The 18,374-nt window shown below is 73.8% G+C and carries 14 protein-coding genes and 1 CRISPR repeat array; of the genes, 9 read left to right on the forward strand and 5 right to left on the reverse strand.

Translation table 11 applies throughout. The annotated features are described in order from the left end of the window. Positions 1-15: 15 nt before the first annotated feature. The 5 genes from cas7e to cas2e are packed head-to-tail and all read left to right on the forward strand — an operon-like array spanning position 16 to position 4,094. Positions 16-1,149, forward strand: coding sequence for a type I-E CRISPR-associated protein Cas7/Cse4/CasC (gene cas7e, locus ACWD4P_RS13385; RefSeq protein WP_449779682.1), 1,134 nt, complete (start codon positions 16-18; stop codon positions 1,147-1,149). Beyond that, positions 1,149-2,015: a type I-E CRISPR-associated protein Cas5/CasD gene (gene cas5e, locus ACWD4P_RS13390; protein ID WP_449779683.1), complete on the forward strand. Its 867-nt coding sequence runs from the start codon at positions 1,149-1,151 to the stop codon at positions 2,013-2,015. The genes cas7e and cas5e overlap by 1 nt, the downstream gene beginning before the upstream one ends. 4 nt (positions 2,016-2,019) lie before the next feature. Beyond that, positions 2,020-2,793 (forward strand): type I-E CRISPR-associated protein Cas6/Cse3/CasE, encoded by a 774-nt coding sequence (gene cas6e / locus ACWD4P_RS13395; RefSeq protein ID WP_449779684.1) that lies wholly within the window; start codon positions 2,020-2,022, stop codon positions 2,791-2,793. A 3-nt stretch (positions 2,794-2,796) separates the two neighbouring features. After that, positions 2,797-3,819 (forward strand): type I-E CRISPR-associated endonuclease Cas1e, encoded by a 1,023-nt coding sequence (cas1e, locus tag ACWD4P_RS13400; RefSeq protein WP_449779685.1) that lies wholly within the window; start codon positions 2,797-2,799, stop codon positions 3,817-3,819. Further along, positions 3,816-4,094, forward strand: coding sequence for a type I-E CRISPR-associated endoribonuclease Cas2e (cas2e, locus tag ACWD4P_RS13405; RefSeq protein WP_359826378.1), 279 nt, complete (start codon positions 3,816-3,818; stop codon positions 4,092-4,094). Before cas1e ends, cas2e begins: the two co-directional genes overlap by 4 nt. 931 nt (positions 4,095-5,025) lie before the next feature. Continuing rightward, a CRISPR array of direct repeats spans positions 5,026-7,190; the repeat unit is 29 nt; unit sequence GGAGCAACCCCCGCGAGCGCGGGGCCGAC. A 761-nt stretch (positions 7,191-7,951) separates the two neighbouring features. Here cas2e and ACWD4P_RS13410 read toward each other — a convergent pair. Next, entirely contained in the window at positions 7,952-8,758 is an 807-nt protein-coding gene (locus tag ACWD4P_RS13410) for an exodeoxyribonuclease III (protein WP_449779686.1), read from the reverse strand. Between the two features lie 323 nt (positions 8,759-9,081). On the opposite strand from ACWD4P_RS13410, the gene ACWD4P_RS13415 reads away from it, so the two are divergent. After that, positions 9,082-9,855, forward strand: coding sequence for a GntR family transcriptional regulator (locus ACWD4P_RS13415; RefSeq protein WP_359826389.1), 774 nt, complete (start codon positions 9,082-9,084; stop codon positions 9,853-9,855). A gap of 125 nt (positions 9,856-9,980) precedes the next feature. Here ACWD4P_RS13415 and ACWD4P_RS13420 read toward each other — a convergent pair whose 3' ends face one another. The 3 genes from ACWD4P_RS13420 to ACWD4P_RS13430 form a co-directional block, all read right to left on the reverse strand. Further along, positions 9,981-11,144 (reverse strand): ROK family protein, encoded by a 1,164-nt coding sequence (locus ACWD4P_RS13420; RefSeq protein ID WP_359826392.1) that lies wholly within the window; start codon positions 11,142-11,144, stop codon positions 9,981-9,983. A gap of 340 nt (positions 11,145-11,484) precedes the next feature. Beyond that, positions 11,485-11,787, reverse strand: a complete 303-nt coding sequence (locus tag ACWD4P_RS13425) for a hypothetical protein (RefSeq protein ID WP_449779687.1) — start codon at positions 11,785-11,787, stop codon at positions 11,485-11,487. A 192-nt stretch (positions 11,788-11,979) separates the two neighbouring features. Next, positions 11,980-13,524, reverse strand: a complete 1,545-nt coding sequence (locus ACWD4P_RS13430) for a hypothetical protein (protein ID WP_449779688.1) — start codon at positions 13,522-13,524, stop codon at positions 11,980-11,982. Positions 13,525-13,791: 267 nt separating this feature from the next. On the opposite strand from ACWD4P_RS13430, the gene paaK reads away from it, so the two are divergent. Beyond that, positions 13,792-15,126 carry a phenylacetate--CoA ligase PaaK gene (paaK, locus tag ACWD4P_RS13435; protein ID WP_359826400.1) on the forward strand — a complete coding sequence of 445 codons (1,335 nt, stop codon included), beginning with the start codon at positions 13,792-13,794 and terminating at the stop codon, positions 15,124-15,126. A gap of 65 nt (positions 15,127-15,191) precedes the next feature. Continuing rightward, the gene (locus tag ACWD4P_RS13440) at positions 15,192-15,863 is read left to right on the forward strand and encodes a class I SAM-dependent methyltransferase (protein ID WP_359826403.1); all 672 of its coding nucleotides are present in this window, start codon (positions 15,192-15,194) and stop codon (positions 15,861-15,863) included. 141 nt (positions 15,864-16,004) lie between these two features. On the opposite strand, the gene ACWD4P_RS13445 is transcribed toward ACWD4P_RS13440, so the two are convergent. Further along, positions 16,005-17,468 carry an aminopeptidase P family protein gene (locus ACWD4P_RS13445; RefSeq protein ID WP_449779689.1) on the reverse strand — a complete coding sequence of 488 codons (1,464 nt, stop codon included), beginning with the start codon at positions 17,466-17,468 and terminating at the stop codon, positions 16,005-16,007. Between the two features lie 112 nt (positions 17,469-17,580). On the opposite strand from ACWD4P_RS13445, the gene ACWD4P_RS13450 reads away from it, so the two are divergent. Further along, positions 17,581-18,222: a helix-turn-helix domain-containing protein gene (locus ACWD4P_RS13450; protein ID WP_359826408.1), complete on the forward strand. Its 642-nt coding sequence runs from the start codon at positions 17,581-17,583 to the stop codon at positions 18,220-18,222. The last annotated feature ends 152 nt before the right edge of the window (positions 18,223-18,374 follow it).

Consider the following 18,374-nt stretch of genomic DNA (forward strand, 5'->3'; position numbering starts at 1 on the left):
TTCGAGGAGAAGCGCATGACCGCCCGTCTCTACATCGATGTGCACATCCTGCAGACCGTCCCGCCGGCGAACCTCAACCGGGATGACAACGGCAACCCAAAGGAGGCCTACTTCGGCGGCAAACGCCGCTCCCGCGTCTCCTCCCAGGCCTGGAAGCGCGCCACCCGCGTCCACTTCGCCGAGAGCCGCGACCGGCAGGACCTCGCCACCCGCACCAAGCGAATCGCCGCCCAGCTGGCAAAGGGCATCGCCGAGCGCGGCGGCATCGCGGTTGAGGACGCGCAGCGGGTCGCCGACGCGCTGATCAAGTCGACCGGGATCTCTGCTGGGAAGAAGGACGGCGACACCGCCTACCTCCTCTTCTACGGGCGCCGCCAGCTGGACGGCATCGTCGCCCTGGTCGCCGACACCGCCGCCGCCCTCGCCGCCCTCGACGCCAAGGGCCTCGACGAGGCTGTCAAGGCCCTGCCGGTCAAGGAGCAGCTGCAGACCGGTCACCCCGTGGACGTCGCGCTCTTCGGCCGCATGGTCGCGGACATCCCCGGCCTGAACGTGGATGCCGCGACGCAGGTCGCGCACGCGATCTCCACCCATGCCGCCGAACTCGAATTCGACTACTACACGGCGGTCGACGACGAGAACACCGCCGACGAAACCGGTGCCGGGATGATCGGCACCATCGGCTTCAACTCGGCCACCCTCTACCGTTACGCCACCGTCGGCCTGCACCAGCTGCGGGAGAACCTCGGCGACGACAAGGCCGCCGTCGACGCCGTCGACCTGTTCGTCGACTCCTTCGCCCGCTCCATGCCCACTGGCTACGGCAACTCTTTCGCGCACCGTACCCGCCCCAGCCTGGTCGCGGTCGTCCTGCGCGCCGACCAGCCGGTGAACCTCGTCTCCGCCTACGAGAACCCCGTCCCGGCGAGCCGGGGCATCGTCGCCGAGTCCGCGCGCCGACTCGCAGGGGAGTTCGCCACCGCCACCGAGCAGTGGGGTGACAGCCCGCTGTACGTCGGCATCTGCCACACCCTCGGTGCCGACGAGACCGGGCAGCGGCTGGCGGAGGCCTTCGGCGCGAACCGCACCTTCCCCGAACTGCGCGACGGCCTGCGGACCGCCCTCACCGAGCGGGTGAGCGACAACTGATGCCCGCCGAGCCCACCCCCGTACCGTCCCCGACCTCTGGGTCGCAGGATGAGGCTCAGGCGGTCCTTGTATTGCGGCTGGCAGGTCCGCTCCAGTCCTGGGGCGACCGCAGCGCGTTCAACCGCCGTGACAGCCGGCCCCAGCCGACCAAGTCCGGTGTCGTCGGCCTGCTCGCCGCGGCCGCGGGCCGGCCCCGCGAAGCGGACCTCACCGACCTGGTCGGCCTGCGCCTGGGCGTGCGCATCGACCAGCCCGGCACCCTGCTGCGCGACTACCACACCGTCAGCGACTACCGGGGACGGCCGCTGCCGCAGGCCGGCGTCAACGCCAAGGGCGTCCAGAAGCCGACCTCCCCGGCCAAGGACACCCACGTCACCCACCGCTACTACCTTCAGGACGCGGTGTTCGTCGCCGCCGTCCAGGGCTCGGCCGCTCTCGTCGAGGTGCTCGCCGAGGCGATCCGCCGCCCCGCCTTCCCGCTCGCCCTCGGCCGGCGTTCCTGCGTGCCCACCCAGCCGATCGCCCTCGGCGCGGTGCGCGACGGGACCCTGGAGGACATCCTGGCCGACGAGCCCTGGCAGGCGGGGAAGGCTGCCAAGGCCGCCTACCGTCGGCGGGCCGAACGGGGCCCGGCACCGTTCTCCCCGCACCGGATCGACCTGGCCGCGACCTTCGACGACCCGTCGGGCGACGACACCCTCCAGGACGTCCCGCGTTCCTTCGACCCCCGCAACCGCAGGTTCTCCACCCGGCGGATCCGCCACACCTGGCTCGACGTCCCCACCGGCCTCGACCCGTCCGCCACGATCGGCGAACCGGCCTCGGCGGCCGTCGGCCACGACCCGTTCGCCCTGTTGGGCTGGTGACTCGATGACCTACCTCTCCCGTGTGCGCATCAACCCCCTGCGCGCGGCCAGCCGTACCCTTCTCGCCAACCCCCGCGCCCTGCACGGAGCCGTCACCGCCGGAGTCCCCGACGTCGCCCCTGGCGACCGGATCCTGTGGCGCCTGGACGCCGACCACCCGCGCCGCCCCGTGCTGCTGGCCCTCACCCCCTCCAAGCCGGACTGGACCCACATCGTCGAACAGGCCGGATGGCCCGACGCCGAAGGCGAGCACTACGCGGTCCGCGACTACAGTCCGCTGCTCGGCCAGCTCGCCACCGGCCGTGAGTTCTCCTTCCGGCTCAAGGCCAGCCCCGTCCAGAACACCTCCAGGCCCGACAAAGCCGGCCAGCACCGCGCCAAGACCGCCGCCGAACTCCATCACCGCTCCTACCGCATGGCTCACCGCACCGCGGCCCAGCAGCTCACCTGGTTCCTGGAACGTACCGACCGCTGGGGCTTCACCATCCCCGTGGCGCGCACCGACGACCCCGCGCCGGGCCTCGAACCGGCGGTCTCCGTTGCCTCGTCCGATACGGGACCGGCCCGGGAGGTGAGGATCACCGACCGCAGCCGCACCACCTTCACCAAGCCCGGCACCCGCACCCCGGTCACGCTCACCACCGCCACGTTCGAGGGCCGTCTGCGCATCAGCGACCCGGGGCTGTTGCAGGCCGCGCTCCTCGGTGGCATTGGTCCCTCCAAGGCCTACGGATGCGGCCTGCTCACCCTCGCCCCACTGCCCGCCGGAGCGCGCTGACCGATGGCCGACATCTGGTGGAAAGCCCACCCCCACGACCTGCACCGCCTCGCAGACCGCGTCTCCAGCGTCTACGTCGAACGCAGCCACATCGACCGCGACGAGAACGCCGTCGTCGTCATCAACAAGCGCGAGACCGTCCGCGTCCCCGCCGCCATGGTCGCCGTGATGCTGCTCGGCCCGGGCACCCGCATCACCCACGGCGCCGTCAACCTGCTCGCCGACTCCGGCACCACCATGTGCTGGGTCGGCGAGCAGGGCGTGCGCATGTACGCGGCCGGCCTCGGCCCCAGCCGCGGTGCGGGACTCCTCAACCGGCAGGCCTGGCTGGTCAGCCGGACGAAGGAGCGCCTCGGCGTCGCACGGAACATGTACCGCATGCGATTCCCCGGCGAGGACGTCAGCACCGCCACCATGCAGCAGCTGCGCGGCCGCGAGGGCGCCCGCATCCGCAAGCTCTACCAGGCCGAGTCCCGCCGAACCGGAGTTCCCTGGAACGGTCGGGTCTACAAGGCCGGTGACGCGTATGCCGCGGGCGACGACCTCAACCGGCTCCTGTCGGCGGCCAACGCCGCGCTCTACGGGATCTGCCACGCGGTCATCACCGGGCTGGGGGCCAGCCCCGGCCTCGGCTTCGTCCACACAGGACTGGCGACTTCGTTCGTCCTGGACATCGCGGATCTCTACAAGGCCGAATACACGATCCCGCTTGCCTTCGACCTCGCCAAGCAAGGCCACACCGAGGAACGCGATGCCCGCCTCGGCCTGCGCGACCGCATCGCCCAGGACAAACTGCTGGGCCGCATCGTGCACGACGTCAAGGCGCTCCTCAGCCCCGAGGGCACGGAGATGCCCGACGTCGAGGTCAACGAACTCTGGGACGAACGCGTCGGCGCCGTCCAAGGTGGTGTCAACTGGTCGGGCAGCGAAGGCCCACTCGCGCCCTCCGCAGCCGATCCCGGAATGGGCGGCGAACACCTGGCCATCATCGGCCCGGAGTTCACCCAGGACACGAGCAGCCCATGACCGTCATCATCCTCATCGCGGCCCCCGAAGGCCTCCGCGGACACCTCACCCGCTGGATGGTCGAAGTCAACGCCGGCGTCTTCGTCGGCACCCCCAGCCGCCGCATCCGCGACCGCCTCTGGGAGCTCCTCGCCACCCGCATCGGCGACGGCCAAGCCGTCCTCGTGGAACCCGCCACCAACGAACAGGGCTGGACCGTCCGCACGGCGGGCAAGGACCGCTGGAAGCCCGTCGACTTCGACGGACTGATCCTCTCGGCCCGCTCCCGCCGGTAAACCCGCAGGTCACGAAGCGTCGGCCCCGCACGCGCGGGGATAGCTCCTCCCCGACCTCCCCCGTATCCCCGTCGACCCGGTCGGCCCCGCACGCGCGGGGATAGCTCCACGAGCGCGGACGGCAGGGAGGCCCGGGTGCTGTCGGCCCCGCACGCGCGGGGATAGCTCCGTCACCAACCACAACCACTGACCAGGGAGACCGTCGGCCCCGCACGCGCGGGGATAGCTCCCGGCCATGTAGACCGCCGCCGCGATGCCGTTGGGTCGGCCCCGCACGCGCGGGGATAGCTCCACGGCCTCCGTCGACGTGCGGTAGCCGCTGTGGTCGGCCCCGCACGCGCGGGGATAGCTCCGCCTCGGAGGTCATGCTGGCGTTCGGCGTGCCGTCGGCCCCGCACGCGCGGGGATAGCTCCTGCGGCTGCGCCTGGTCGACGGCGACCCGTCGGTCGGCCCCGCACGCGCGGGGATAGCTCCTCCTCATGATCGAGTCCACCCCGCCGGGCAACGTCGGCCCCGCACGCGCGGGGATAGCTCCGGACGGCTGCGCCAGGTACATGGTCGCGCACGGTCGGCCCCGCACGCGCGGGGATAGCTCTGGCTGGGAGGAGCGCATCCGCGCGCGGGACTTGTCGGCCCCGCACGCGCGGGGATAGCTCCCCGCTGACCGTGGTCGAGTTGGCGGACCTGGGGTCGGCCCCGCACGCGCGGGGATAGCTCCGGCACGATGGTGATCGGCCCGCGCGACGTCATGTCGGCCCCGCACGCGCGGGGATAGCTCCCGACCGCCGCCGGCAACCCCCGCCCCCCGGCCGTCGGCCCCGCACGCGCGGGGATAGCTCTCGTGCGCCGTCCTCCTTTCACCCAAGGAGGGCGTCGGCCCCGCGAGCGTGGGGCCGACCGAGCGGCGTCCTCGCGTAGCACCAACCCCGCCGAGCAACCCCCGCGAGCGCGGGGCCGACGACCGACGCGTCCCGAACGGCCTGCTCCAGCGGGAGCAACCCCCGCGAGCGCGGGGCCGACCGCCTCACCCTGCAGCTCACCCTCCCCGACACCGAGCAACCCCCGCGAGCGCGGGGCCGACGCGGGCGCCGTCAGCGAGAGCTACACGGACGCGGAGCAACCCCCGCGAGCGCGGGACCGACGTCAGGCCATCGAAGAACAGTGAAGGAAGTGTGGAGCAACCCCCGCGAGCGCGGGGCCGACCGCCGTGCAGGTAGCCGAACGAGACCACCCGGAGAGCAACCCCCGCGAGCGCGGGGCCGACATGAGCAGCCGGATCCCCGACAAAAGCAATCGGGAGCAACCCCCGCGAGCGCGGGGCCGACGGGCCTGGGCGGGGGTGAGGTCGCTCATGTGGGGAGCAACCCCCGCGAGCGCGGGGCCGACGTCGCCACGGTCGGCTCCAGCGTCGGCGCCGCGGAGCAACCCCCGCGAGCGCGGGGCCGACAGGTAGAGGTGCTCGTGGCGGTTGCCGAGCCGGGAGCAACCCCCGCGAGCGCGGGGCCGACTCCTCCTGCGTGGACTCCAGCTCGGAGCGCAGGGAGCAACCCCCGCGAGCGCGGGGCCGACTACGCCGCCGCGCCGGCGTACGACGCCCCGGTGGAGCAACCCCCGCGAGCGCGGGGCCGACCCAGCGCTCGGCACCGGGGCCGTCGCCGTGTTTGAGCAACCCCCGCGAGCGCGGGGCCGACCGGGCGTGCTCGGCCTTGGCCTTGGCCGTCTTCGAGCAACCCCCGCGAGCGCGGGGCCGACCCAGCGCTCGGCACCGGGGCCGTCGCCGTGTTTGAGCAACCCCCGCGAGCGCGGGGCCGACCGGTGACCCGTGGTCGGCCCTGATCTGCGGGGGGGAGCAACCCCCGCGAGCGCGGGGCCGACCCGGCCCGGGCCTTCCTGATCACTCCCGAACAGGAGCAACCCCCGCGAGCGCGGGGCCGACTCGTCCAGGAGCACCGGCCCGGTCTCGTGCCTGGAGCAACCCCCGCGAGCGCGGGGCCGACGGCGCGTTTGCGGGTCTGCGGGACGCCGTACTGGAGCAACCCCCGCGAGCGCGGGGCCGACACCAGCGGGCGGGGCTCACCGCTTCCGGTCGCGGAGCAACCCCCGCGAGCGCGGGGCCGACACATCGCCGCCGTCGTGGTCGACGATCCAGAAGGAGCAACCCCCGCGAGCGCGGGGCCGACCACCGCCGCCGACCTCCTCACGATCGACGAGGCGAGCAACCCCCGCGAGCGCGGGGCCGACCTCGACCCGTGCGGCGTCCTGCTGGCGCTGCCGGAGCAACCCCCGCGAGCGCGGGGCCGACTTGTCCTCGGGAGTGACTCGCGTGGCGGTGCCGGAGCAACCCCCGCGAGCGCGGGGCCGACTTGTCCTCGGGAGTGACTCGCGTGGCGGTGCCGGAGCAACCCCCGCGAGCGCGGGGCCGACCCACCTCCAGCAGCAGCGCGCGGCGTGTGGCCGGAGCAACCCCCGCGAGCGCGGGGCCGACCGGGGCGACCACCGGAAAGCGGATCGTTCTCGAGAGCAACCCCCGCGAGCGCGGGGCCGACGGCTTCGGGGTGGTGGACGCGATGTAGTGGGGGGAGCAACCCCCGCGAGCGCGGGGCCGACATGACGTCGCGCGGGCCGATCACCATCGTGCCGGAGCAACCCCCGCGAGCGCGGGGCCGACTACCGGCGCTTCCAGTACGCGCTCGCCAACCTGGAGCAACCCCCGCGAGCGCGGGGCCGACATGGCCATCACCGCGCTGCGCACGTCGGTGTGGGAGCAACCCCCGCGAGCGCGGGGCCGACTCGTGGCCGACCCCGACCATCACCCGGTACGGGGAGCAACCCCCGCGAGCGCGGGGCCGACCCACCCGGAGGCCTCCGCCGGGACGGCGAGGCGGAGCAACCCCCGCGAGCGCGGGGCCGACAGGGGCCGTCACCGCGGCGGGCCGCGCAGGACGGAGCAACCCCCGCGAGCGCGGGGCCGACCATGAGCCAGCCGGTGACCTCGCCCTCGGCCAGGAGCAACCCCCGCGAGCGCGGGGCCGACGAGGCGCCCGTGCACACCGACCCCGACGACGACGAGCAACCCCCGCGAGCGCGGGGCCGACACTTTCTGACCTGCGGTGATCGGCGTCAGAGGGTGCTGGTTGATTCAGTTCGATCGGCCATCAGCTTGTCGGGAGACCGGTGTCGGGCCGTCATATCCTCTTACTCCCAAGCAGGTTGGTAGGGCACTTCGCCTACGTCTCCGAAGCGTACTCGTACATGGAGGTCGAGATCACGGTCGAGGGGCGCGCAGGTACCTGTCCGAGGTCAGGGGCGGTGGCTGGCTGCCTGGGTGCGCTGCGCGGTGGACTGGAAGGATCAACTTGTCGCCGGTGGGCGCGGTGGCGTCTGGACGCCATTGCGGGTGGCTCGGGTATGGGTAGGTGTCTGTTCGCATGGTTGTGGGGGAACCGCGATGCGGTGCAGTCGCCTCGGTGCTTCGGCGATGCCGTGGGCGAAGCGGCGCGGTCTGTCGGTCGGGCCTCACGTGGGACAAGTGTGCGGTGAAGAGCGCGTCTTGGCGGCATGACAAGTCCGGTGTCCGCGTGCTGAGGCTGGTCCTTCACTCGCGGGGGTTGCTCCTCGCCGGGACCGTATTCCGGCCTGGGGCGGCGGGTGAGCTCCGTGGGTGCGGTGGGGACGTATAGCCGCTTTCGCCGGTCGGCGCGCTCGCGGTGCCCCTGGTGGGACGCGGGGCGGCGGATCGACCTGGAAAAAGCCGGCCGGGCGAGATCGCAGGCCTCGCTCGCCGACATGAGGGGGTTCGGGTCGGGGAGGTCCGGGGTCGCCCCGGCCCCCCGACCCAACTACGGGTTTTCGCCGGTCAGTTGTCGCCGAGGTCGTAGGCCACGGTGACCGGGGCGTGGTCGGACCAGCGTTCGGCGTGGGTGGCGGCGCGTTCGACGCGGGCGTCGGTGGCGCGGGCGGCGAGGCCGGGGGTGGCGACCTGGAGGTCGATGCGCCAGCCGGAGTCGTTGTCGAAGGCGCGGCCGCGGTAGGACCACCAGGAGTAGGGGCCGGTGCGGTCGGGGTGGAGGGCGCGGACGACGTCGACGTAGCCGGCCTCGTCGTAGACGCGGGAGAGCCAGGCGCGCTCTTCGGGGAGGAAGCCGGCGGACTTCTGGTTGGCCTTCCAGTTCTTGAGGTCCTCGGGGCGGTGGGCGATGTTCCAGTCGCCGCAGACGACGACCTCGCGGCCGTCGGCGGCGGCGCGGGCGCGCAGGGCGGTGAGGTGGACGAGGAATTCCGCCATGAAGCGTTCCTTCTCGTCCTGGCGCTCGGTGCCGACTTCACCGGAGGGCAGGTAGAGGCTGGCGACGGTCAGGCCGGGGAGGTCGATTTCCACGTACCTGCCCGAATTGTCGAATTCCTCGGAGTCGAATCCGATCACGGTGCGCTGCGGCTGCCGGCGGGAGAGGACGGCGACGCCGGCCCGGCCCTTGGTGGCGGCGGGGGCCCAGACGGCGTGCCAGCCGTCCAGGTCCCGGAGTTCGGCGGGCAGCTGCTCGGGCTCGGAGCGCACCTCCTGGAGGCAGACCACGTCGGCCTCGGTGCCGGCCAGCCATTCGACGAAGCCCTTCCTGGCCGCCGCCCGGATTCCGTTCACGTTCACACTCGTCACCACGATCACTCGGGCAGCCTACCGACTGCCCGTTCCCAGCCCGAATCGTGACGCGCGGGTCGGGGTGGGCGGGTGGAGTGGCTCCGGCGGATGGTGACAGTGACTGACAGGAGCTGTCGTGAACGCGGCATGAATATGTGCGGCGGTCCCGTCAAGCCTCGCCATTGGTCTTGACCATCTCCGGACGGAGCACCTAGGGTCGCTTACTGCAAGGACCTTTAATAAAGAAGGACGGATAAAGGCCCACTCTCCCACCTGCCGCGACAGCGGACAGTGGGCCCGGGATCCGCCCTCCTTGTCGCAGGGCGGACAGCATCAGGGTGGAGGACGCGGTGGGAACGACAGGACAGCTTTCTGCGGTGCCGGAGCCGAAGTACTGGCACCTGCGCACGGTGCTGCTGCGGGCCATCGACTCGGAGTTCTCCACCGGTCAGGTGCTGCCCAACGAGCGCGAGCTCTCGGCCCGCTTCGGCGTCGCCCGGGCCACGCTGCGGCAGGCGCTCGACCAGCTGGAGCTGGAGGGCCGCCTGGTGCGCCGTCGGGGCATCGGCACCCTGATCGCCGCCCCGCGGGTCGGCGTCCCGGTCAACCGGCAGGAGGAGGGCTGGCCCGGCGCCGCGCGCAGCCAGTCCTGGCGGACGATCGACTGCACCACCGCCCCCGCCTCCGCGCAGCTGGCGAAGGGCCTCGGCATCGCCGAGGGCGCCACGGTGCACACGGTGCGCCGGGTCCGGCTGGTGGAGGGCCGCGCGGTGGCCACCGAGGCGCTGCACGTCCCGGCCGCCGCCCTGCCGCACCTGCCGGGCTTCCGCGCCGAGAGCGACCGCGCCCGTTCGGTGCTGCGCCAGCTGGAGCGCCTGGAGGTGGACGGCGAGTCCCGCTCGGTCGAGCTGGGTGTCGCCGAGGCCGAGCAGGCCGCCCTGCTGGAGCGCCCGCCGGGCGCCCCCGTCCTGGTGATGACCACCCAGTACGCCTCGGCCGGCCGGCTGGTGGCGCTGGCGGTCGCCACCTACCGCGCGGACACCTGCAAGCTGACCTTCGGCGAGGCCGGACTCGTCGAGGTCACCCCGGTCGGCGCGACGGCCGGAGTCCGTACCGCCTCCTGAACCATTTTCCGGAAACCCTCAGGTCGAGGCCCGGACGCCGATCGGCGTCCGGGCCTTTGCCGTTGAGGGGTGGTCGGGTCGACGGCCGCGAGAGCCCGAGGCCCCCGTGCCCCGGCCCCGGCCCGTCAGGCCCGGGGCGGGTCCACCGCGAAGAGCTGCTCCTCGACGTGGTCCAGCGCGACGCGCAGGGCGCCCATCGCCACCACCTCCGAGCCGAGGGCCGCCAGGGCGACCTCGGGGGCCCGCAGGGTGAACTGGGCCAGACGTTCGCGCAGCGGGTCCAGGACGCCGTCGAGGCCGGCCGCCCAGCCGCCGATCACCACCAGCTGCGGGTCGATGGCCAGGACGAGCGCGGCGACGCCCTGGACGAGGCGGGTGAGGAAGCGGTCCATGGCGACCTTGGCGACCTCGTCGCCCTCCCGGGCCAGCCGCAGCACCCGCGCCACGGCGGCCTCGTCCAGCGGGTTGAGGGGCTTTCCGGTGGTGGACAGCAGGCGCTCGGGCGTGACCTCCTGGCCGAGCAGGTGCAGGGCGCCGATCTCGCCGGCCGCGCCGCCGAAGCCGCGGTGCAGCTTGCCGCCGATGAGGGAGCCGGCGCCCGGGCTGAGGCCGGCCATCACGAAGACGACGTCGTCGGCGCCGACCGCCGAGCCCTGCCAGTGCTCGGCGATCGCGGCGAGGTTGGCGTCGTTCTCGATCAGGACGGGGCAGCGGAAGGAGCGCCGCAGCCGGGCGCCGAGGTCGAGCCCGGTCCAGCCGGGCATCGCGGTGCCCAGCTGGACGGTGCCCTCGCGGTCCACGATGCCGGGGGTGCCGATGCCGACGGCCCACAGGTTGTCCCGGGAGATTCCGGCCTTGCGCAGCACCTCGGCGACGGCGGTGCGGACGGCGGCGAGCCGGTCCTCGGCCTCGAGGGACTCGTCCACCGGCTTGAAGTGACTGCCCACCACCTCGCCGGTGAGGTCGGCCAGGATGACCCGGATGTCGTGCACGCCGATCTCGATGCCGAGGATGTGTCCGGCCTCGGCGCGGAAGCGGAACCAGCGGGCTGGGCGGCCGCGGCGGCCGGGGCCCGGCTGGCCGTCCTCCCTGGGCTGCTCGACCTCGGCGACCAGGCCGGTCTCGACCAGACCCTCGATCACGCCCTCGACCGTCGGGCGGGAGAGCCCGGTCTCCCCGACGAGCTGGGTGAGGGTCACGGAGTGGCCGTTGCGCAGCGCCCGGAGCGTGACCGCCGCGTTGATCCGCCGCAGCAGCGAGGAGTCTCCTCCGGTGAGCCGATCCGCCAATGCGATGCCCTTCGCCGTTCGCGCGACTGCCCTGGCGCGCGGTGTCGAGTGCGCGGTGCCCACCGAGTGGCCCGCGGGGGTTCGCCCCACGGAGAACGCGGCACGGCGGCAGGGGGCCGCCTGCGCGAGGGCCGGAGGACATGCGGGAGCCTACCCGGGGACGGGCCCGGGCGGCGAGGATCTTCGCAGCTCATCCCGGCTTCGGTATCGAAATGGTACGGATCGGGTGGCGGTGCGTGATCCGGGCTTCACGGCCCGGCCGCGGACGGCCCGCACCCGGCGGTGGACGGGGCCGGTGTGACGGGTCGGGTCACCGACCCGAAGGGGCGGACGGGCCGGGTCACCGATCCGAAGGGGCGGACGGGCCGGGCGAGCAGGACGAGCCGCACGAGCCGCGCGAGCCCGCCCCGCGCCAGGAGCCCACGGAGAGGGCGGACAGCGCGGAGCCGATCGAGCCGATGGACGCGAATGAGCCGATCGAACCGACGGACAGGAACGATCCCACCGAGCCCACCGAGCCCACCGAGCCCACGGACAGGAACGAGCCCACCGACCCGATCGAGAGGAAGGACCCGACGGACCCGATCGAGAGGCTCGATCCGATCGACGCGAGCGCGTCCACCGCGCGGGGAATCCGGGACATGCCCCCGATCGTAGCCAGCGACGCCGTCCGCCGCCGTCCGCCGCCGCCCGGCCCGTACCGCCCGGCTCGTACTGCCCGGCCCGTACCGCCCGGCCCCTACCGCTCGGCTCGTACCGTGCCCCCCGTACCGCCCGGCCCGTGCCGCCCGGGCCGAACGGGACCCGTCCACCCGCGCCTCGGTACGTCCGAGGGTCAGTCGACCCGTGCCGCGAACAGCCGTTGCCCCAGCAGGGCCATCGGGTGCCCGTCCTCCGGCAGGCTGAGCACCGTGGCGCAGCCGGCGGCGGTCAGTTCCGTCCGCCAGTGTTCGGCCGGTCGGGCGGCGGGGCCGGGGGCGTCGCCGGTGATCAGCAGGTCGAGCTGTTCGGCGGTGGGCGCGAGCAGCAGCAGCCGTCCGCCGGGGGAGAGCAGCCGGACCAGTGCCGGGACCTCCTGCGGGGTGTGCCCGTCCACGGTGGCGATGACGAGGTCGTAGCGTCCGCCGTCGGGGGCCTGGTGGTGCTCGGTGCTCGGCCGGGGGCGGACGGCCAGTGCCCGGGTGACGGCGGGTTCGCCGCCCTCGGGGTCGAGTTCGAGGACCCGCAGCGGCCCGGGCCCCTGGTGGGCCTCGGCGGTGCCGCGCACGAGTGCGCCGAGGGCGGCGCCGAGGTAGCCGCGGGCCGCGGCCCAGCGGACGGGGGAGGAGGCGGGCCGGGGGGCCTCCTGGCCGGTGATCAGCCGGGGCAGCCGCAGGGCGCCGCGCCGGACCCGGTCCAGGGCGGCGGCCGGGCCGAGTCCGTCCGTCCAGGTCTCGACGGCCGGGCGCCAGGCCTCCCGGACTTCGGCGGCGTCCGGCCCGGGCCCGCCGCGGAAGACCGGCCCTTGGGCGCCGCCGTCCTGACGGGCGAGCAGGCCGTGCCGGGCGAGGGCGTCCAGCCAGTGGGCCACCCGGGGGCGCTGGGCGGGGACGACCATGGCCGCGGCGAGGACCTCGGCCTCGGGGTAGCCGCGCGCGGGGTCGGTGAGCACGCCGTTCTGCTGGAGGGTGTGCAGCAGGGCGGTGAGTACGGCTCGGTCGAGCTGGGCGCCGAAGTCGCGCAGCTGCTCGGCGGTGACGCCGATGCCGTACTTCCAGGCGGCGGCGGAGGCGCCGTCGGCGTCGGCGCGCAGCCGGCGGTCGGCGGCCTCGGTGTTGCTGTCCGGGGCGCGGACGTGGGCGAGGACGGCGCCGAGCGCGTCGACGGCGGCGTACACGTCCTCCTGGCGGGGTTCGGGGCCGACGTGCAGGACCAGGCGCAGCGCGCCGAGGTCGCGGGTGGTGAGGCCGGGCTGCCGGCTGAGCCGCCAGAGCAGGGCGGAGGGCAGGCTGAGGTGGGTGGCCCGGGCGGTGGCGACGGCGTCGAGCTGCTGTTCGGGGCGTTGTCCGGGGTCGCCGCAGTGGACGGTGCCGCCGGCCAGCAGGGTGGCGAGGGCGAGGTCGACGGCGAGGTCGGTGACGGGGTGCAGCAGGGTGTGCCGGATGGGCGGCGGGCCGAGGACGCCGGCCCAGTAGCGCAGCCGCTGTTCGGCGGCGCGGGCGGCGGAGGGCGGCAGCGCGGCGTGTTCGGCGACGCGTCGGGCGAGGGCCCGGGGCAGGCCGCCCGGCGGGGAGACGCCGAGCAGCAGGCCGATGCCGCTGATCGCGCGTCCGTCGGCGACGACGGCGGGTCGGTCGCCGAGTTCGCGCAACGCGCTGACCAGGGCAGGAGTCGTGGACACGGTGATCACTCCGGGGTGCGGGGGAGAAACCGAACCACTGAACCACGCGGCCGGGTGGGTGAAGGTCCTTCCCCGGTCAAACTTCTGTAATGATTTTCATATTGGATAGCCAAGCCTGGGGGGAGGGTCGACGCGACGTGGCCGGAAGGTCACGTTCCGCAGGTGTCGCGCGATCCCTTGACAGGTGGTTCGGGTACTGGATCAATGGACCCGGAAGGGACTGACCGAACGATCGGTAGGTTTCCCCGGAGCAGCGAAGGAGCGACGATGACCGGCACCGCACCCGTCCCGCGCCGACACCTCGGGGAGCCGATCCCACCCGAGCTCCTGGACGCCGGCGAGCGGATGACGCCGGACGAGCTGCGCGCCCACCAGCTCACCCGGCTGCGGGCCACCCTGCACCACGCGTACGACAACGTCGAGCTCTACCGCCGCAAGTTCGACGCCGCCGGGGTCCGCCCCGAGGACTGCCGCACCCTGGACGACCTCGCCCGCTTCCCCTTCACCACCAAGGCCGACCTGCGCGAGGGCTACCCCTTCGGCATGTTCGCCGTCCCGATGGAGCGGGTCCGCCGGATCCACGCCTCCAGCGGCACCACCGGGCTGCCGACCGTGGTCGGCTACACCGACGGCGACCTCTCCATGTGGGCCGACGTCGTCGCCCGCTCCATCCGCGCGGCCGGCGGCCGGCCCGGCCACAAGGTGCACATCGCCTACGGCTACGGGCTGTTCACCGGCGGCCTCGGCGCCCACTACGGCGCCGAGCGGGCCGGCTGCACCGTCATCCCCGCCTCCGGCGGCATGACGGCCCGCCAGGTGCGGCTGATCCTGGACTTCGAGCCCGAGATCATCATGGTCACCCCGTCCTACCTGCTGACCCTGCTGGACGAGTTCGAGAAGCAGGGCGTCGACCCGCGCGGCACCTCGCTGAAGGTCGGCATCTTCGGGGCCGAGCCCTGGACGGAGGAGATGCGGCGCGAGATCGAGGACCGGCTCGGCCTGCACGCCGTCGACATCTACGGCCTCTCCGAGGTGGTCGGCCCCGGCATCGCCCAGGAGTGCGTGGAGACCAAGGACGGACTGCACATCTGGGAGGACCACTTCTACCCGGAGATCGTCGACCCGTTCACGGACGAGGTGCTGCCGGACGGGGAGGGCGGCGAACTGGTCTTCACCTCGCTCACCAAGGAGGCCCTGCCGATCATCCGCTACCGCACCCGCGACCTCAGCCGGCTGCTGCCCGGCACCGCCCGGCCGGCCTTCCGGCGGATGGAGAAGGTCACCGGGCGCAGCGACGACATGATCATCCTGCGCGGGGTGAACGTCTTCCCGACCCAGATCGAGGAGATCCTGCTGCGCATCCCCGGCGTCGCGCCGCACTTCCAGCTGCGGCTCGGCCGGCAGGGACGGCTGGACAGCATGACCGTCCGGGTCGAGGCCAGGCCGGAGGCCTCCACCGGGCAGCGGGAGTCGGCGCGGGCGGAGATCGTCCGCGCGGTCAAGGACGGGGTCGGGATCACCGTCGCCGCCGAGGTGGTGGACCCGTACACGCTGGAGCGCTCGGTCGGGAAGATCAGGCGGGTGGTGGACGAGCGGGGGTGAACTCCGGCCGCGGGCCCTCCGGGTGTGTGCCGGAGCAGCCCCGTACGGGGCCTATGCTGCGGGGCATGCCGAGTGAGCTGCGCACTCTTCAGCCCGCCGAGGACCTCGCCTTCATCCGGCGGGAGACCGCGCTGAAGCCCGTGCCCTTCGTGCCCGAGATCAGCCTGCACATGGCCGAGGACGCCATCGCCCTGTGGGAGACCACCGAACGGGCGCGCGGGGAGGCGGGGCTGCCGCCGCCGTTCTGGGCCTTCGCCTGGGCCGGCGGGGTGGCGGTCGCCCGCTACGTGCTGGACCACCCCGAACTGGTCGACGGCCGTACGGTGTTGGACGTCGCGGCCGGCTCCGGACTGGTCGGGGTGGCTGCCGCGCTGCGCGGGGCGACGGGGGTGCGCGCCGCCGAGATCGACGCCTACGCGGTGGCCGCGATCGGTCTGAACGCCGAGGCCAACGGGGTGCGCGTGGACGGCGCCCTGGTGGACCTGGTGGACGGCGACGGCGGGCCCGCCGAGGTGGTGCTCGCGGGCGACGTCTTCTACGAACGGGCCATGGCCGCCCGCTTCCTGCCCTTCCTGGAGCGGGCCGCGGCGCGCGGTGCGACCGTGATCGTCGGCGATCCGGGCCGGGCCTACCTGCCCCGGGAGCGGTTCACCGCGGTGGCGGCGTACCGGGTGCCGGTGGTCGCGGACCTGGAGGACACCGCGGTCAAGACCACCACGGTGTGGCGGCTCGGCTGACGGCTGTTCACGCCGTTCGCGCCGCTCCTGCCGGTCGTCACGTCCGCCGGTCGCCCGGCGGCGCCCCCGCCCGCCGGATCCCACAGCGCCCCCGGCCCCCGCCCCGAGCGGGCGGAAGCGGGGGCGCCGTGCCGCGGGCCGTCAGCCGCGCAGTCGCGCCAGCCAGGCCTCGACCTCGTCGGAGCGGCGCGGGAGACCGTCGGAGAGGTTCTCGTTGCCGTCCTCGGTGACCAGGATGTCGTCCTCGATCCGCACCCCGATGCCCCGGTACTCCTCCGGCACCGTCAGGTCGTTCTCCTGGAAGTAGATGCCCGGCTCGACGGTGAGCACCATGCCCGGCAGGAGCGGGCCGTCGACGTGCTCCTCGGTGCGCGAGTGGGCGCAGTCGTGGACGTCGATGCCCAGCATGTGCCCGGTGCCGGCCAGGGTGAAGCGGCGGTGCAGGCCCAGCTCGAACACCTTGTCCGCGCTCAGGTCGCCGAACAGGCCCCAGGAGGTGAGGTGTTCGGCGAGCTCGCGCTGGGCGGCACGGTGGAAGTCGCGGAACCGTCCGCCCGGGCGGACGGCCGCGATGCCGGCCTCCTGGGCCGCGTACACGGCGTCGTAGACCTTGCGCTGGAGCTCGGTGAAGCGGCCGCTGACCGGGAGGGTGCGGGTGACGTCGGCGGTGTAGAGGTGGTTGGTCTCCACGCCCGCGTCGAGCAGCAGCAGGTCCCCCGGGCGGGCGTGGCCGTTGTTGCGCACCCAGTGCAGGGTGGTGGCGTGCGGGCCGGCCGCGGCGATGGTGCTGTAGCCCACGTCGTTGCCCTCGACCCGGGCGCGGACGAAGAAGGTGCCCTCGATCAGCCGCTCGGCGGTCTCGGTGTCGGTGCCGAGGACGCGCACCACGTCCTCGAAGCCGCGGGCGGTGGCGGCGCAGGCGAAGCGCAGCTCCTCGATCTCGAACTCGTCCTTGACCAGGCGCAGTCCGGACAGGAAGACCTCGAACTCCTCGTCCCGCGCGGCGTCCGAGCGGTCCGCGAGGGCCGCCTCCACGCCCGCGTCGTGGCGGCGCAGCACCCGCACCGGGCCGGTGGCGGCGCGCAGGTCGGCCCGGACGGTGCGGACGTCCCGGCAGGGCAGGCCGAACAGCCGCTCGCTCTCGGTCAGGCTGTTGCGGCGGCCGTCCCACAGCTCGCCGTGGCCGTCCAGCCAGAACTCGCCGTTGTCGGTGCGGGAGCGGTCGCGCAGGTAGAGCACGGCCTCGTGGCCGCTCGCGCCGGTCGGCGTGAGCACCAGGACACCGTCCTGGGACTGGTCGCCGGTCAGGTAGGCGTAGTCGGAGGAGGGACGGAACGGGTAGTCGGTGTCGTTGGCCCGCACCTTGGGGTTGCCGGCCGGGACCACCAGCAGCTCGCCGGGGTAGGCGGCGGACAGCTCCGCGCGGCGGCGGGCGGTGTGCGCGGCCTGCGGGACCGGCTCCAGGGCGGTGCGCTCGGTGTCGGCCCAGCCCCGCGTCATGCTCTCGGCGAGTTCGTCCGTGACGCCGCGGGTCAGGCCGTTCTTCCGGTACTTGATGGTCTCGGCGGTCGCGGCGGGTTCGGCGGTCTCGGCGGGCTCGGTCACTTCGGTCTCCTGGTGAGGGTGAGGGAAGCGAGGTGTTTCGCTACGCTGCCCCGTCCGTCGGTGTGCGTCCCGTACGGTATATCGAACACTGCCGGGAGAGAAGGGGTTCAGCGTGAACGATGCCGAGGAATCCGTCCGGGGCGTCCTCGCCGCCAACCTGAAGCGGGTGCGGGCCCAGCGCGGACTGTCGCTGTCCGAGCTGTCCCGGCGGGCCGGGGTCGGCAAGGCGACGCTCTCCCAGCTGGAGTCGGGGGCCGGCAACCCGACGCTGGAGACGGTGCTCGGGCTCTCCCGGGTGCTCGGCGTGCCGATCTCGGACCTGGTCGAGGCCCGGCCGGGCGACGAGGTCACGGTGGTGCGCGCGGCCGAGGCCGAACTGCTCAGCGGGCGGGGCGTGGACCTGCGGCCGCTGCGCCGGATCGAGTCCGGGGACGCCGTGTTCGAGGTCTACGACCAGCAGGTCCGGATCGACGGCACCCAGCTCTCCGGCGGTCACGGCGGCACCGAGCACACCGTCGTCCAGGCCGGCCGGCTGCGGGTCCGGGCGGGCCGCCGCGAGGTCGAGCTCGGTCCGGGCGACTACATCGGCTTCGACGCCTCGCTGCCGCACTCCTACACCGCCGTGAGCGGGGAGCCGGTCCGCTCGGTGCTCCTGCTGCAGTACCGCGCGGAGCAGCGGCTGCACCTGGACGACCCGGCGGACGACTCCGGGCGGCCGTCGGCCCCGGCGCCCTCGCTCGGGCCCGGGCACTGACGGGCGGCGGTTCGACTCCGCGACCAGACCGTTCGGAATACCGAACGGATGGTTCGATGGGGTGGGGCGGCCGACGCAGGTGGGGGCCCTGTCGGGCGCCGGGTCGCCTGGCGCCGGGTCGTCGGGCGCCGGGTCGACGGGGGTGCGCAGTT

This window comes from Kitasatospora sp. NPDC002543 (assembly GCF_053594915.1).